Raw genomic sequence first — 13,013 nt, 5'->3', positions numbered from 1 at the left:
GTCAATCCGCCTCCCATTCGATGGCGGCCGGCCGCGCCCCGCCTGTCTTGAAGAACGCGACAAACGCCCGCTGGCATTCTTCCACATCAATGCACCACGCTTCCGGATACTCGTCCACCTGGCCATTGGCCAGCAGGTAGCTGCAGGCGCCGTCCGCCTCTTCGTCGCCCAGCGAGTGAAAACTCAGGTCGTCCTGTCCCGACAGATACATCAGCCAGGCATTGCCGCCATTGCGCAGCATGCACAGGGCCGGGCCCTGCTCCGCATCCATGGCCAGGGTCAGCCACAGTTCGCACTGGGCCAGCGCGCGCGCCTCCTGCAGCGCCTGTTCCAGCGCAGCGATGGTGTCAACGGCGCGCGGTTCGCCATGCAGATTCAATTCCATCGTCATGCCGGTTCTCCACTCTTTTTCCCGCTCAAATCGTTTGTCGCCAGCGCCGTGCTCAGGTACAGCTTGCCGCTCAAGTCTTTCAATAAACTGCTCTGGCGCAGGCGGTCCATCACGGGGCCCTTCACTTCGGCCAGATTCAGGCTGATGCCGCGCTTGGCCAGCGCGCCATTGAGTTCGATCAAGCCCAGCAAGGCCGTGCTGTCGATCTGGTTGACGGCCGACAGCACCAGCACCAGGTGGCGCGCCGTCGGGTGGCCGCGCAGCTCGTCTTCCACGCGCTCCGTCACGGCTTCGACGTTGCCGAAGAACAGACCCGCATCGATGCGCAACAGCAAGACGTCCGGCAAGGTTTGCGCCTCATAGCGCTCCACGTTGCGGAAGTGCTCGCTGTTCGGGATGCGGCCCAGCACGGCGATGTGCGGACGGCTGGCGCGCCAGATCAGGGTGCCCATCGACAACAGCACGCCGATCACCACGCCCGCTTCCACGCCCAGCACCAGCACGCCGGCCGTGGTCGCCAGCAGGGCCAGCGCATCGCTGCGGTCGTAGCGCCACGACAGTTTCAAGGTGTCCCAGTCCAGCAGGCTGCTGACGGCAAAGATGATGGTGGCGGCCAGAACGGGCAGCGGCAGCAGGGCCAGCCAGCCCGTGGGCGCCACCAGCGCCAGCGCCAGCAGGCCGGCCGTGATGATGCTGGCCAGCGGCGTGTTGGCGCCCGCCTGGAAATTGACGGCCGAGCGCGAAATCGAACCCGTGACGGGGAAGCCGCCCGACAACGCGCTGGCCACGTTGGCCGCGCCCAGGCCCAGCAGTTCGCGGTTGGTATGCAGCTTTTCGCCCCGTTTTTGCGCCAGGGTCTGGGCGGCGGACATGCTCATCAGGAAGATGATGAAGGCGATCAAGAGCGCTGGCGACAGCAAAGTGCGCCAATGGGCGCCGGAGGTGGCCAGGTTCAAGCCCGGCAAGCCGCTGGGCACGTGGCCCGTCGTCTGCACGCCCATCGCTTCCAGGCCGCCATAGGCGACGAGCGCGATGCCGGCCAGCACCAGCGCCATCGGCGCCAGGCGCGCGCCCACGTCGGCCGCCACCGGGTTCAGGCCGCAGCGCCGCAGCAGGCGCGACGCGTAGCGCTTGGACAGCCACAGGAACAGCAGGCCGGACAATCCAAGCACGAGGCTGGGCGCATGCCAGTGGGGAAGCGTCGCCCCCAGCAAGGGCGTGATCTGCCCCCAGATGATCAATATCGCGGCGCCATTGCTGAAACCGCTGATCACGGGGCGCGACAGGAAACTGGCCATGAAGCCCAGGCGCAGCACGCCGCACAGCAGCAGGACGAGGCCGCTGATGAAAGCCAGTTGGGCGGCCAGCACGATATACAGGGAGGAGCCGGGGTCGGCCAGCGGCGCCAGGGCGGCGGCCGTCATCAGGGAAACGATGGCCATGGGACCCACCGATTGCGTCATGCTGCTGCCGAACAGGGCGTACAGCACGGGCGGCAGGATGCTGGCGTAGATACCCACGACGGGCGGCAAGCCGGCCACCAGCGCGTAAGCCATGCCTTGCGGCACCATCATCATGGCGACCACGATACCGGCGGTGATGTCTCCGGCCAACAGAGGACGCCGGTATTGCCTGAGCCAGAGCAGCATGAATGATCCCGAAATCTGAAAACCGAAGCCTATCATGCGACGAGGCCGGTTGACAGGGGGCACGGGATCAGTCTTGCAGCAATTGCGCCTTCACGGCGTCGAGGATTTCCGCCGACAGCGCCTCGTCATCGACGGAACGGGCCAGCACCATGGCACCCACCATGGCGGCAAACGTGGCGATGGCCTGCTGGCGCCGCCGCTCTTGCGTGCAATCCGGCGCGCCGTCGGGCAGCAAGCCCTGCAGCAAGGCAAACTGCTGCTGCGTGGCCTTCGTAAACGCGGGACGCGCGCCGGGCGACATGCGCGCCACGTCGACGCCCATGGCCGCCGCCGGGCAGCCGCCGCCGGGCTGGTCGCGGTGTTTCGGGGTGAGGTAGTTGTCGATAATCGCCGGCAGCGCCCGCTGCGGGTCGCTGGCGACCTTCGCCTGCCAGCCTTCCAGCGATTTCTCCAGGGCATGCTGGCACGCCTCGATCATCAAGTCTTCCTTGGACGCGAAATGGCCATAGAAGCCGCCATGCGTGAGGCCCGCGTTCTTCATCAGGTCGGCCACGCCGATGCCGTCGTAACCCTTTTCGCGGAACAACCTTGCCGCCACCTCCACGATGCGCTCGCGGTTCAGCGCCGCCTGCTCCCTGCTCACTTTCATGCTGCCCTCCCACATTTATGTCAACCATCATATAACTTTGCGCCCGTTTGCGCCACTCTGTTAGCAAGCGCACCGTGCGATGCGGGTGGCGCGCCGATACTGGATAGTCGTTTCCAGGGAGGCCAGCATGAACGAGAACAAGGACCAGTCCGCCGGCAATTTGCAGCGCAGCATCCAGCAGGAGCAAGATCAGAAAGATAAACAGCCCGATGCCGCCAGGCAAGACAAACGGGACAGCAAATCCCCCGTGCAGACGGGCAGCCGCAGCCAGCCGGCACCTCCCCTGCCCGCCCAGCACCTGGACAAGCCCGGCAGCGAGACGCAGATGCAGCTGAAACCGCGCTTCCTGGCGCCCGACTACTGCGGCAGCGGCAAGCTGGCCGGCATGGTGGCCATCGTCACGGGCGGCGATTCGGGCATCGGCCGCGCCGTGGCCGTGCTGTATGCGCGCGAAGGGGCCGATGTCGCCATCATTTACCTGAACGAGCACGCGGACGCCCACGAAACGAAGCGCTACGTGGAAGCGGAAGGCCAGAGCTGCCTGTTGATTGCCGGCGACGTGCGCGACCAGGGCTTTTGCCAGCAAGCCGTCAGCCAGGTATTGGACAAGTTCAGCCATATCGACGTGCTGGTGAACAACGCCGCCTTCCAGGAACACGCCGAATCGCTGCTGGAGCTGAGCGAGGAACGCTTCGACCTCACCATGAAAACCAATGTCTACGGCTACTTTCACATGGCCAAGGCCGTGCTGCCCCACTTGCAGCGCGGTGCGTCCATCATCAACACGGGCTCCGTGACGGGCTTGCACGGCTCGAAGCACTTGCTCGACTATTCCACCACCAAGGGCGCCATCCATGCGTTCACCATGGCGCTGGCCGGCAACTTGCTGGACAAGGGCATCCGCGTCAACGCCATCGCGCCCGGCCCCGTGTGGACGCCGCTCAACCCGGCCGACAAGTCGCCCGAGGACATCCGGCAATTCGGCGCGGACACGGACATGCGCCGCCCGGCCCAGCCCGAGGAACTGTCGCCCGCCTACGTCTTCCTGGCCTCGCCCGCCTGTTCCAGCTATATCAGCGGCATCGTCCTGCCCGTCACCGGCAGCGCAGGGGATTGAGCGATGGCGCGCGGGAACTTGCACAAGACGGCCTGAACCACGCACCCGCTGCGGCAGCATCGCCAGGAAGATAAATGCATTGACTTTGGTCAAGCTTCTCGCTACGTTATGCACACAGCCTGCCGCCCGGCAAGCCCTGTCATGCGTGCGGAAAAAATGGATGCCGAGTTAGATCAGCTTATCCTCAGCGGCGCCCCTGGCGGCGTTGTCATCACGAGCGAAGACCATGTCGTCGTGCGCTGGACGGCGGGGGCGCAGCGCATTTTCGGCTATGCCAGCGACGAAGCGCTGGGCCGCACGCTGTGGGAACTGATCTCGCTGCCGGGACAGGCCGAAGCTGGCCCGCTGATCGCCGAGCAGCTGACCCTGCACGGCAGCTACGACCGCGAATCGCTGCGGCGGCGCAAGGATGGCGAGCTCATCTACGTCGACGTGGCTTGCCAGGCCGCACAGCGCGCACCGGACGGCCCCCGCTACCTGATTTCCACCATGAAGGACACGACCTTGCTGAAGGCGGCGCGCGACGCCCAGTTCGTCGACGTGCGCTACCGCGTGCTGTTCGAATCGACGCCGGACAGCGTCATCATGGTCAATGCGACGGGCGCCATCGTGCTGGCCAACCAGCAGGCGCAGCGCCTGTTCGGCTATGCGGAAGGCGAATTGAGCGGCAGGCAAATCGATAGCCTGCTGCCGCAACGCCTGCGCCATGCGCACGTGGGGCACCGCGCGCGCTATTTCGACCAGCCGCGCACGCGCACCATGGGCGCCGACCTGGAATTGCTGGGCTTGCGCAAAGACAACGTCGAATTCCCCGTGGAAATCAGCCTGTCGCCCATCCAGACGGAAATCGGCACCTTCGTCATCAGCGCCATCCGCGACGTCAGCGACCGCCGCCGGGCCGAGCAAAAGTTCCGCGGCTTGCTCGAATCGGCGCCGGACGCCATCGTCATCGTCAACGGCGATGGCGAGATCGTGCTCGTCAACTCGCAAACGGAACGCCTGTTCGGCTACTCGCGCGCGGAGTTGCTCGGGCGCAATGTTGAAGTGCTGATCCCGGCCCGCTATGCACACGATCATCCGCATCACCGCCAGTCCTTTTCCGCGGCGCCGCGCGCCCGCTCCATGGGCGCGGGCCTGGAACTGTACGGCTTGCGCCGCGACGGCACCGAATTTCCCGTCGAAATCAGCCTGTCGCCGCTGGAAACGGAAGAAGGCATGCTGGTTTCGTCGGCCATCCGCGACATCACGGAACGCAAGCGCATCGAGCGCACGCTGAACGAACAGAAAATCGAACTCGAACGGGCCAGCCAGGCGAAGGACCGCTTTCTCACCAGCATGTCGCACGAACTGCGCACGCCGCTGAACGCCATCCTCGGCTTCGCCCAGCTGCTGGCCAATGAAGCCCTGCCCGCGACCGCGCTGCAAAAGCGCACCTTCGTGCAAAACATCGTCACCTCGGGCCGCCACCTGCTCACCCTGATCAATGAAATCCTCGACCTGGCGAAGATCGAATCGGGCAGCCTGAGCCTGTCGATGGAAGCGGTGACGCTGCCCGCGCTGATCGAGGAAGTGCGCGTGATGGTGGAAGACCAGGCGCAGCAGCGCCAGATTCACCTGGTGTTTCCGGCCTGCGAGGCGCTGACGCTCAGGGCCGACCATACGCGCCTCAAGCAAGTGCTGCTGAACCTGCTGTCAAACGCCATCAAGTACAACCGGCCGGCCGGCAAGGTGGAGCTGGAAGTCTCGCAGCCCGAGGCGCAACGCGTGCGCATCGCCATCCGCGACACGGGCAAGGGACTGGACGATGCGCAGATGGCCGAGCTGTTCCAGCCGTTTAACCGCCTGGGACAGGAGGCGGGCAGCGAAGAAGGCACGGGCATCGGCCTGGTCGTCACCAAGCGCCTGGTCGAGCTGATGGGCGGCAGCATGGGCGTGCACAGCTGCCTCGGCGTGGGCAGCGTGTTCTGGATTGAACTCGATACGATGGCAGCGCCGCCCGAAAGGATGCCGCTGGAGACGGAAGGGTTGCCCGAGCCTGCCTGCGATGCCGGGGGCGATGCCGACGGCGGCCAGGCGCTGCTGCTGTACGTGGAAGACAATCCGGCCAGCCTGCGCCTGGTGGAAGACATCGTCAGCTTCCTGCCCCACCTGCGCATGATCTCGGCCACCGATGCGCGCCAGGGCATCGCGCTGGCGCTGGAACGCCGCCCGGACGTGATCTTGATGGATATCAACCTGCCCGGCATGAATGGCAACCAGGCGCAACGCATCCTGCGCAACGATACGCGCACGGCGCACATCCCCGTCATCGCCCTGACGGCGAATGCCATGAAGGGCGATATCCGGCATGGCCTGGCCGCGGGCTTTTTCCGCTACCTGACCAAACCCGTCGAGATTCCCCAGCTCAACGCGGCCATCGACGAAGCGCTGCAGCTGGCGCGCGCCGTCGTGCCGTTCAGGCAGGAGGACTGAAGGCCAGCTTTTTCATCGCAGCATCGAGTCCCTTCGCACTGCGCGCATAGCCATTCCACGGCGCGTTGCCCATGTCGAGGCGGCTGTGGACATTGCCCACGTTCCATTGGTCGCCCGCTTTCAGCTGGTCGAGTTCCTCCCAGGCCAGCGGCACGGAAATGCCCAGCCCGGAACGCGTGCGGGCCGACCAGGCGCACACGGTGGTGGCACCCCGGCCATTGCGCAAATAATCGATGAAAATCTTGTCGACCCGGTTGGCGGGACCGCTCTTGACGACAAAACGCGTCGGGATGTGCTGCGCCATGTGCGCCACGATGGCTTGCGAAAACGCCTTCACCGTCTCCCAGTCGTGTTGCGGGCGGATCGGCACGACCACGTGCAAGCCCTTGCCGCCGCTGGTTTTCAGGAACGCGGGCAAGCCCAGCTGCGTCAAAAAGGCCCGCAGCAGCACGGCCGCTTCCCGGATGGCGGGCCAGGCCACGCCCTTGCCCGGGTCCAGGTCGAACACCAGGCGATTCGGCGTGTCGTAGGCGCTGGCCAGCGCATTTTGCGTGTGAAACTCCACCACATTCCACTGCGCCGCCGCCAGCAAGCCTTGCAGGCTGGCCACGGCCAGCATGGGCGGGTGTCCGGGGTCCAGCCTGGCATCGAGCTGCTTGACGCCTGGCATGGCCGACGACTCCGCATGTTTCTGGAAAAACAGCTCGCCGCCCACGCCCGCCGGCGCGCGCACGAGCGACACGGGCCGGCCGCGCAGGTGCACGAGCATCAGCTTGCCCACCAGCGCGTAATAGCGCACCAGGTCGATCTTCCTGGCGCCGCTGTCCCTGTCGATGACCCGGTCCGCATGGCTGACCCTGAAACTGGCCGGCAAGGCGCCGTCCGGCGTGGAGGTGTTCTGCATCGTCTTCTCCCTGTCGATCGGGCCGCCGCCGGTGACGAATTCCTGGCGCAGCCCGCATTTGAGCTTGACACCGTCCCCGGAACGGCGCGTGGCCTTGAGTCTAGGCCGCCGCGGCACCTGGCGCGGTACGCCAGCTAACAGAGCGCCTGCCCCGGCAAATGTAAGTGTTTGTAATTAGATCAAATCGTTGTCAACGCGATTGCCATACGGCGCGTTTTTGGCTCAGTGACAGGGGAAATGCATCTCCTGAACTACAACCCCACTTCTCGAGGAACTGCACCATGAAAAAAGTAATCGCTACTCTGATCGCCGGCTTGTTCGCTACCGCAGCCTTTGCTCAAACGCCAGCCGTGCCTGCCAAGGCCGAAGCCAAGCACACCAAGGAAGTGGCAAAAGCGGAAGCCAAGGAAACCAAAGCCGTAGTCAAAGCCGATGCGAAAGAAGCAGTCGTCGCCGCCGATGCCAAGGCCGATGTCGCCAGCGCCAAGGCCGACGCAGCCGCCACCAAGGCAAAAGCCCATCACAAAGCGAAAAAAGCCAAAGCCAAGGCTGACGAAGCCAAGACTGAAGCAACCGCAGCAGCAGCCAAGTAAGTCCCTCCGCGCTTTTTCCGCGCCACACAAAAAGACAGCTTCGGCTGTCTTTTTGCATTTTCATGCCGCCTTCTTCAATGAACATCGCTTAAATCACCTGATTGTAAGAAAGTGTAAACAAGGTCAACCATAACCTTCCGGGGCGCGTTTTCTGCTCAGTGACACGGGAATTATCCCGGCACCAACAGACATACCAGACAAACCACCACAGAGGACTGCACCATGAAAAAAGCAATTGTTACCCTGATCGCCGGCCTGTTCGCTACCGCAGCCTTTGCCCAAACCCCTGCCGCCCCGGCAGCGTCGGCCCCCGCCAAAGTGGAAGCGGCGCACACCAAGGCTGTCGTCAAAGCCGACGCCAAGGAAGCGCAAGCCGTCGTGAAAGCGGATGCAAAAGAAGCGAAAGCCGTCGTCGCCGCGAAAACGGAAGTGGCCAGCGCAAAAACGGAAGCAACTGCCACCAAGGCCAAGGCGCACCACAAAGCCAAGAAAACCAAGGCCAAGGCGGACGCAAAACTGGCTTCAGCCACCGCTGCAGCGCCAGCATCTGTACCAGCGCCAGCAGCCGCCAAGTAATCATCGACACACCATCACTTACCACTTGCCAGGAAAATAAAATGAAAAAAGTTATCGCTACCCTCATCGCCGGCCTGTTCGCTACCGCAGCCTTCGCCCAAACCCCTGCCGCCCCGGCAGCGTCGGTTCCCGCCAAGGCGGAAGCAGCCCACACGAAAGCCGTCGCCAAGGCAGAGGCCAAGGAAACCAAGGCTGTCGTGAAAGCGGACGCCAAGGAAGCGGTCGTCGCAGCCGATGCGAAAGCCGATGTCGCCAGCGCCAAGGCCGACGCCAAAGCCACCAAGGCCAAGGCCCATCACAAGGCCGGCAAAGCCAAGGCAAAAGCGGATGCGGCAAAAGCGGACGCCGCAGTTGCTGCCACACCGGCAAAGTAAGCCAAATGTAGCCACTCAAGCGCATCCGCCGGGTCTGCGCTTGCTTGGCCACTTCGCGTACCAGGGACAGCTTCGGCTGTCCCTTTTGCATGGTGCTCGTCCGGCGCGCCTTCACGCAAACTTCATCGAACAGGCCAGCTTGCGCGCGACAAAACGGCGCAATTGGGCGACACTGGCAATCCGACCATCGCCACGAAAGCTGTCCATGCGCCGCCTGCCGTTCTCACTATTGAGTGCCCTCTTCCTGTCATGCCCTGTCCTGGCGCAGGACAGCGCCCCCGCCATCCTCGATCAAGTCCTGCAAGCCCGGGACGGCGACAGCCATGGCGACTTGCGCGCCGTCCTCGTGCTGCGCGACGGGGCCATCGTCGCCGAGCGCTATTACAACGGCGAGACGGCCGACACCCTGCACGACATCCGCTCGGCCGGCAAGAGCATCACCGCGCTGCTGGTGGGTGCGGCCGTGGCGCGCGGCCAGCTGGCGACAACAAAAACGGTGGGCGGCTACTGGCCCGAAGTCGCTGCCAGCCCGGCGGGCAAGGTCGTCCTCGACGACTTGCTGACCATGCGTTCGGGCCTGGCCGCCTTCGATGAAGACGAACACTCGCCCGGCAATGAAGACAAGCTCGATGAAGCGCCCGACCCCGCCGCCTTCGTGCGCGGCGTGCCGGCCGCAACAAAGCCGGGCAGCATCTACCGCTACAACTCGCTGGGTTCCTACATTGCCGGGCGCGTGGTGGAAAACGCCAGCGGCGCCGACCTGGAAGACTACGCCGCCAAGGCGCTGTTCGCGCCGCTGGGCATCACGCGCTGGAGCTGGGGCCGCGACGTGGCACGCCACCCGAAAGGCCAGGGCAACCTGTCGCTGCGCGCACGCGACACGGCAAAAATCGGCCAGATGGTGCTGGACGACGGCGTATTTGACGGCAAGAGGGTGATCGACGCCGCCTGGCTCAAGGCAGCGCTGGCGCCGCGCGTGGCCATCGGCGCCGTCGACCGCTATGCCGACAGCTACGGCTATTTCTGGTACGCGAAGACGCAGGACGTGGCCGGGAAAAAGATCGCCGTGCATTTCGCCTCGGGCAATGGCGGCAACAAGATCTACGTGATACCGGCGCGCCGCATGGTGGTGAGCATCGCATCGAGCGCGTACGGCAAGGGCTACGGGCAGCGCCGTTCGGAAGACATCCTGAAAGCCATTTTGGCCGCGGATGCCACGCAGATGTAAGCGATTGTAATGACCGTCAACGCAAGCGTCCGGGGGCGCGTTTTATGCTCAGTGACACGGGAATCATCCCGGCACCAACAGACATACCAGACAAACCACCACTGAGGACTGCACCATGAAAAAAGTAATTGCTACCCTGATCGCCGGCCTGTTCGCAACCGCTGCCTTTGCTCAAACGCCAGCAGCTCCCGCAGCCTCGGTTCCCGCCAAAGTGGAAGCAGCCCACACCAAGGCCGTCGTGAAAGCGGATGCCAAGGAAGCGCAAGCCGTCGTGAAAGCGGACGCCAAAGAAGCGAAAGCTGTCGTCGCCGCGAAAACGGAAGTCGCCAGCGCAAAAACGGAAGCTGCCACCACCAAGGCCAAGGCGCATCACACTGCGAAAAAAACCAAGGCCAAGGCAGATGCCAAACTGGCGTCGGCCACCGCTGAAGCAGCGCCTGCAGCAAGCAAGTAATCCAGTCCATCAGCACCCGATTTTCATTCGCGCCATTACCTTATAGGATTTCATCATGAAAAACGTTATCGCCACCCTGATCGCCAGCCTGTTCGCCACCGCCGCTTTCGCCCAGACGCCAGCCGCACCTGCAGCACCGGCCGCTCCAGCAGCTTCCGCCGCCGCCGTTGCACCAGCAGCCAAGGCTGAAGCGCCAGCCGCCGTCAAACCGGCCGCGCACAAGAAAGCCAAGCATCACAAGGCGAAGAAAGCAGCACCGGCAACGCAAGCAGCTCCGGCCGCAGCGGCAGCTTCCGCACCAGCAGCAGCGCCAGCCAAGTAATCGGCGCCATGCAGGCAAAAAAGACAGGGTCTTCCCTGTCTTTTTTTTCGTCCGTTTATTTTGGCATCAGCACCGTGTCAATGACATTGATCACGCCATTCGATTGATACACATCATAGGTGCTGATATTGGCGCTGTTGCCGCCCTCGTCCATCAAGACGATGTTGTGCATGCCGTTCATGGCGAACATCAGCTTGCCGCCGCTGGCCGTGGGCAAGGTGGCTTTACCGTCGTGCATCTTGATTTCCTTCGCCAGCGCCTTGAAGTCGTATTTGCCGGGCACCACGTGGTAGGTGAGGATCTTCGTCAGGGTCGCCTTGTTTTCCGGCTTCACCAGGGTCTCGACGGTGCCTGCGGGCAGCTTGCCGAAGGCCGCATTCGTCGGCGCGAACACGGTGAATGGACCCTTGCCTTTCAGGGTGTCGACCAGGCCGGCCGCCTTGACGGCAGCCACCAGGGTCGTGTGGTCGGCCGAGTTGACGGCGTTGTCGACGATGTCCTTGCTCGGGTACATGCTCTGGCCGCCCACCATGGTCGTCATGTCGGCGGCAAACGGGGCGCTGGCGGCCAGCAGGGAAGTAAAGGCGGTGACAAACAGTGCTGCGGGAATAAAGGTGCGCATGATGGTATCTCCTGGATGACTGCATTTGCGTGATTGCAGGAGTACTTACGCGGCCTTGCCGCAAACGGATTCAACTCGCTGAAAACAAAAAAACGGCGCCGTGCAAGCGCACGACGCCGTTTTGACGATGTTTTCCTTGTCGCGGGCCGGACATGCCAGCCCGCGGTGCCGGAAATCAGTTGGCCGCCACCTGCGGCTCCGTCTCGCCCCAGCCGCCGCCCAGGGCGCGGATCAGCGCCACCGTGGTGACGGCGCGGTTGCCGCGCAGCTGCACGGCATTGCGCTCGATGGCCGCGAGGTTGCGCTGCGCGTCCAGCAGATCGAGGTAGCTGGAACGGCCCGCGTCGTACAGCTTTTGCGCCAGGTCGGCCGAGCGGCGCGCCGAGACGACGGCTTCGTCGATCTGCTGCGTCTGGCCCGACAGGATACGCAGGCCGGCCAGGTTGTCTTCCACCTCGGCGAACGCCACCAGCACGCTCTGGCGATACGTCGCCACCGACTCTTCCAGCTGCGCTTCGCTGCGGCTCACGGCCGCCTTGTTGCGGCCACCGTCGATGATGGGCATCGACATCAGGGCGCCCAGCAGCCAGGAGCGGCTGCTCCACTTGAAGATGTCCGAGAACGTATCGGACGCACCGCCGCCTGAGGCGTTCAGGGTCAACGCAGGGAACATGGCCGATTTCGCCACGCCGATGCGCGCATTCGACGCTTCCATGGTGCGCTGCGCCGATGCGATGTCGGGACGGCGCTCCAGCAGGGACGACGGCATGCCGGCCGGGATCACGGGCAGGAAGCCGCTGTCCTGCAGCGGGTTGACGGTCGCCGTGAAGCTGGCGGCCGGTTTACCCAGCAGGACGGCCAGCGCATGTTCGCTGGTCGCGCGCTGGCGCTGCAGGCCGATGGCTTCGGCGCGCGTCGTCGACAGCTCCGTGCGGGCACGGGACAAGTCGAATTCGCCGATATCGCCCAGGTCATAGCGGCGCTGGTTCACATGCACGCTTTCCTCGCGCAGGCTCACCGTCTGGGCCAATGTCGCCAGTTCCGCATCCGTGGCGCGCAGCTGGAAGTAGGTTTGCGCCACGTCGGCCTGCAAGGACAGCAGCACCGAGCGATAGGTCGCCTCCACGGCCAGCGCATCGCTGCGCGAGGCGCTGACGTTCGATGCCACCCGGCCGAACAAATCGACTTCGTAGCTGGCCGTCAGATTCGCCTGGTAGACATTCGTGGCCGCCACCGGCGCGCCGTTCGGCAAGCCGAGCGACACGGCGGAAGCGCGGTTGCGCTGGCCGCCCACGTTCACGCCCACTTGCGGGATGCGGTCCGCTTCGGCGATGCCGGCAATCGCCCTCGCCTGCTTGACGCGGGCGGCGGCGACGGCCAGGTTGGCATTGGCCTGCGTGGCTTCGTTGATCAGGCTTGTGAGGGCCGGATCATTGAAGGCCAGCCACCACTCGCCGCGCGCCTGGCGCTCGGCCGGCACGCCCTGCTTCCAGCGCGTGCCGTCGGCCGCCGTCTGCACGGCGGGCAAGGCTTGCGCTTCCTTGAACGCCGTCGGCGTCTCGATCTGCGGCTGCTTGAACTCCGGCGCCGCGCAGGCCGCCAGCAGCACGGCTGCGGCCATGGCGGTCAGCACAGGCTTGACGCGCCAGATGATTTCCTTGG

14 protein-coding genes are annotated in these 13,013 nt (G+C 64.4%); 8 read left to right on the top strand and 6 right to left on the bottom strand.

The window, feature by feature from the left end:
• Nucleotide 1: 1 nt before the first annotated feature.
• The 3 genes from NCG91_RS00815 to NCG91_RS00805 form a co-directional block, all read right to left on the bottom strand.
• Nucleotides 2–391, bottom strand: coding sequence for an Imm1 family immunity protein (locus tag NCG91_RS00815; RefSeq protein ID WP_251348182.1), 390 nt, complete (start codon nucleotides 389–391; stop codon nucleotides 2–4).
• On the bottom strand, nucleotides 388–2,040 hold the full coding sequence (locus NCG91_RS00810; RefSeq protein ID WP_251348181.1) for a SulP family inorganic anion transporter: 1,653 nt from the start codon (nucleotides 2,038–2,040) through the stop codon (nucleotides 388–390). The genes NCG91_RS00815 and NCG91_RS00810 overlap by 4 nt, the downstream gene beginning before the upstream one ends.
• A gap of 67 nt (nucleotides 2,041–2,107) precedes the next feature.
• A complete protein-coding gene (locus tag NCG91_RS00805) occupies nucleotides 2,108–2,689 on the bottom strand; it encodes a TetR/AcrR family transcriptional regulator (protein ID WP_251348180.1) in 582 nt (193 codons plus the stop codon).
• A gap of 127 nt (nucleotides 2,690–2,816) precedes the next feature.
• Here NCG91_RS00805 and NCG91_RS00800 point away from each other — a divergent pair, with 127 nt between their 5' ends.
• Nucleotides 2,817–3,806, top strand: a complete 990-nt coding sequence (locus NCG91_RS00800; RefSeq protein WP_251348179.1) for an SDR family oxidoreductase — start codon at nucleotides 2,817–2,819, stop codon at nucleotides 3,804–3,806.
• A gap of 141 nt (nucleotides 3,807–3,947) precedes the next feature.
• Nucleotides 3,948–6,278 (top strand): PAS domain S-box protein, encoded by a 2,331-nt coding sequence (locus NCG91_RS00795; RefSeq protein ID WP_251348178.1) that lies wholly within the window; start codon nucleotides 3,948–3,950, stop codon nucleotides 6,276–6,278.
• On the opposite strand, the gene ligD is transcribed toward NCG91_RS00795, so the two are convergent.
• Nucleotides 6,262–7,182 (bottom strand): non-homologous end-joining DNA ligase, encoded by a 921-nt coding sequence (ligD, locus tag NCG91_RS00790; RefSeq protein WP_435526458.1) that lies wholly within the window; start codon nucleotides 7,180–7,182, stop codon nucleotides 6,262–6,264. The two genes, NCG91_RS00795 and ligD, sit on opposite strands and share 17 nt — an antisense overlap.
• Nucleotides 7,183–7,463: 281 nt before the next feature.
• Between ligD and NCG91_RS00785 the strand changes: the two genes are divergently transcribed.
• From NCG91_RS00785 to NCG91_RS00760, 6 genes are all read left to right on the top strand, one after another.
• Entirely contained in the window at nucleotides 7,464–7,775 is a 312-nt protein-coding gene (locus NCG91_RS00785; RefSeq protein ID WP_099667384.1) for a hypothetical protein, read from the top strand.
• Nucleotides 7,776–7,997: 222 nt separating this feature from the next.
• Nucleotides 7,998–8,351, top strand: a complete 354-nt coding sequence (locus NCG91_RS00780) for a hypothetical protein (protein ID WP_251348177.1) — start codon at nucleotides 7,998–8,000, stop codon at nucleotides 8,349–8,351.
• A 41-nt stretch (nucleotides 8,352–8,392) separates the two neighbouring features.
• Nucleotides 8,393–8,725 carry a hypothetical protein gene (locus NCG91_RS00775; protein ID WP_251348176.1) on the top strand — a complete coding sequence of 111 codons (333 nt, stop codon included), beginning with the start codon at nucleotides 8,393–8,395 and terminating at the stop codon, nucleotides 8,723–8,725.
• A gap of 205 nt (nucleotides 8,726–8,930) precedes the next feature.
• The gene (locus tag NCG91_RS00770; protein WP_251348175.1) at nucleotides 8,931–9,953 is read left to right on the top strand and encodes a serine hydrolase domain-containing protein; all 1,023 of its coding nucleotides are present in this window, start codon (nucleotides 8,931–8,933) and stop codon (nucleotides 9,951–9,953) included.
• Nucleotides 9,954–10,068: 115 nt separating this feature from the next.
• Entirely contained in the window at nucleotides 10,069–10,407 is a 339-nt protein-coding gene (locus NCG91_RS00765; protein WP_099667380.1) for a hypothetical protein, read from the top strand.
• 55 nt (nucleotides 10,408–10,462) lie between these two features.
• Nucleotides 10,463–10,729 (top strand): hypothetical protein, encoded by a 267-nt coding sequence (locus tag NCG91_RS00760; protein ID WP_251348174.1) that lies wholly within the window; start codon nucleotides 10,463–10,465, stop codon nucleotides 10,727–10,729.
• A gap of 55 nt (nucleotides 10,730–10,784) precedes the next feature.
• Here the strand turns inward: NCG91_RS00760 and NCG91_RS00755 are convergent, their stop codons facing one another.
• Nucleotides 10,785–11,351, bottom strand: coding sequence for a fasciclin domain-containing protein (locus NCG91_RS00755; protein WP_435526457.1), 567 nt, complete (start codon nucleotides 11,349–11,351; stop codon nucleotides 10,785–10,787).
• A 175-nt stretch (nucleotides 11,352–11,526) separates the two neighbouring features.
• Nucleotides 11,527–12,972, bottom strand: a complete 1,446-nt coding sequence (locus tag NCG91_RS00750) for an efflux transporter outer membrane subunit (protein ID WP_251349199.1) — start codon at nucleotides 12,970–12,972, stop codon at nucleotides 11,527–11,529.
• Between the last annotated feature and the right edge of the window lie 41 nt (nucleotides 12,973–13,013).

The organism is Janthinobacterium kumbetense, from assembly GCF_023703445.1.
Lineage (GTDB): Bacteria > Pseudomonadota > Gammaproteobacteria > Burkholderiales > Burkholderiaceae_D > Janthinobacterium > Janthinobacterium kumbetense.
This window is presented reverse-complemented; position numbering and strand designations above follow the sequence as displayed.

Coding starts and splice junctions, on each gene's coding strand:
- NCG91_RS00815 (WP_251348182.1), bottom strand. CDS start 391: ATGACGATGGAATTGAATCTGCATGGCGAACCGCGCGCCGTTGACACC.
- NCG91_RS00810 (WP_251348181.1), bottom strand. CDS start 2,040: ATGCTGCTCTGGCTCAGGCAATACCGGCGTCCTCTGTTGGCCGGAGAC.
- NCG91_RS00805 (WP_251348180.1), bottom strand. CDS start 2,689: ATGAAAGTGAGCAGGGAGCAGGCGGCGCTGAACCGCGAGCGCATCGTG.
- NCG91_RS00800 (WP_251348179.1), top strand. CDS start 2,817: ATGAACGAGAACAAGGACCAGTCCGCCGGCAATTTGCAGCGCAGCATC.
- NCG91_RS00795 (WP_251348178.1), top strand. CDS start 3,948: ATGCGTGCGGAAAAAATGGATGCCGAGTTAGATCAGCTTATCCTCAGC.
- ligD (WP_435526458.1), bottom strand. CDS start 7,182: ATGCAGAACACCTCCACGCCGGACGGCGCCTTGCCGGCCAGTTTCAGG.
- NCG91_RS00785 (WP_099667384.1), top strand. CDS start 7,464: ATGAAAAAAGTAATCGCTACTCTGATCGCCGGCTTGTTCGCTACCGCA.
- NCG91_RS00780 (WP_251348177.1), top strand. CDS start 7,998: ATGAAAAAAGCAATTGTTACCCTGATCGCCGGCCTGTTCGCTACCGCA.
- NCG91_RS00775 (WP_251348176.1), top strand. CDS start 8,393: ATGAAAAAAGTTATCGCTACCCTCATCGCCGGCCTGTTCGCTACCGCA.
- NCG91_RS00770 (WP_251348175.1), top strand. CDS start 8,931: ATGCGCCGCCTGCCGTTCTCACTATTGAGTGCCCTCTTCCTGTCATGC.
- NCG91_RS00765 (WP_099667380.1), top strand. CDS start 10,069: ATGAAAAAAGTAATTGCTACCCTGATCGCCGGCCTGTTCGCAACCGCT.
- NCG91_RS00760 (WP_251348174.1), top strand. CDS start 10,463: ATGAAAAACGTTATCGCCACCCTGATCGCCAGCCTGTTCGCCACCGCC.
- NCG91_RS00755 (WP_435526457.1), bottom strand. CDS start 11,351: ATGCGCACCTTTATTCCCGCAGCACTGTTTGTCACCGCCTTTACTTCC.
- NCG91_RS00750 (WP_251349199.1), bottom strand. CDS start 12,972: ATGGCCGCAGCCGTGCTGCTGGCGGCCTGCGCGGCGCCGGAGTTCAAG.